This window comes from Nitratidesulfovibrio liaohensis (assembly GCF_011682075.1).
In the GTDB taxonomy this organism is placed as follows: Bacteria; Desulfobacterota; Desulfovibrionia; order Desulfovibrionales; family Desulfovibrionaceae; genus Cupidesulfovibrio; species Cupidesulfovibrio liaohensis.
Window position 1 is genome coordinate 1 of sequence record NZ_VSMK01000542.1, and the last position, 1,453, is coordinate 1,453.

Below are 1,453 nucleotides of genomic sequence, written 5' to 3' on the forward strand. Positions count from 1 at the left end.
GGGCGGCGCGGGAATGCGCCGGGGTCGGGGCGGCGGGCGCCGGGGGAACCGCAATGCCCGCCGCATCAAGGGCACGTTTGGGCACCCGCCGGAGGGAGACCGGGCGGATGTCCGGAACCCTCGGGGCATGCGCGGCGGCGTCCGCTGTCTGTTCCGAGCCCCGTTCCGTGTTCCGGTCCGTATTGTGGGCCGCGTGGACGCCGGAAATGGCGTCGTCGTGCCCCGTGTCTTCCGGAACAGTGTCGCCCGCCTGCCCGGTTTCCGCGAACCGGTGCAGGCTTTCCGCCACGGTGGCCCCGGTGACGGCAATGCGCGCGTCGTCCACGCCTTCGTGCAGCAGCGCCTTGCGCGCCTCTTCCGTGGCTGCGAAATGCAGCGATGCCACGGCGGCGATGCAGCGGCGGTTGCCTTCCTCGGGCGATGGGGTGCCCGCCTGCTCCCCGTGTGGCCCGGCGTCTATGTGGGCCACCGGCACGCTGTTGTGAAAGGCGGTCAGCGACACCGCCAGGGCCGTGGTGGAGGCGCCCTGCACCAGTACGATGTCCGGCCGCAGGCGCGAAACCACCAGCCCGAAGCGCAACACAGCGTTGCCCGCCAGCAGGTGGAACTGGCCTTCGTCGATGTCGCCGGGCAGGCTGAGGTCGATGTCGCACTCCATGTCCAGGTCGTGCAGGGTAGGCACGAAACGGTCGCGATGCAGGCCCGCGCTGACCACGATGGGGTGGAACCGGGCGGCACTTTCGCGCAGGGCATGCACCACCGGCGCGCAGGCGATGGCTTGGGCGCGCGTGCCGATCACCACCATCACCTTGGCCCGGCGCTGGGCGGGAATGTGAACGACGTTGTCTGCCATGGTGGCCTCCGTTGCGGCGGGCAGGCGCGTGGTGCGCACGGGCGAGCATTTCAACCCGTGCCGCATGGGGGCGGCGTCTGCATCACGCGGCACTTTGCGACTGCATAGCAGATGTGCGCGGCTCTGTTCGGGCTGGGGAAGCATATTTACACCGGTTGACATTATTTAACGTGCCAAACCCGCGCGGGCTTGCCCTTGCGGCGCGGAGCGGTTAGCCAAGTGGCAGGGAACCGTATGGCCGGGCCGGGGTGCCGACCGGCGCTGCCGGTACGGTCTGGCGCATACGCTCCGGTTCATGTCCCGTGTCTGCCCGTGTCTGCCCGTTTCGGCCATTCCCGATGCACGCCCAATGCACGCCTCCTCCATGCCATGAACATGCCCACACCTACCCACTGCCGTGCCGGAGGATCCACCGCGGTATCCGGCCATGCTCCGCGCGCCGCCGCGTCGGATCGTGCGCACGCGTTGCCCGTCTGCCCCCGTTGCGGGGGGCGGGTGTGCCTGCCGGTCCATTCGGGTCAATCAAGCCAGGCCGCGCCAGCCGGTCGGGCCGGGCATGCATCTGAGCACGGAGCGGGCGACCTTGGCAGGCTGCTGCGG

1 protein-coding gene is annotated in these 1,453 nt (G+C 70.0%); it reads right to left on the reverse strand.

Annotated elements, in window-relative coordinates; all coding sequences use genetic code 11:
- The coding region (locus FVW27_RS15500) for a UDP-N-acetylglucosamine 2-epimerase (RefSeq protein ID WP_167126812.1) at positions 1-853 on the reverse strand (853 nt) is incomplete at its 3' end.
- Between the last annotated feature and the right edge of the window lie 600 nt (positions 854-1,453).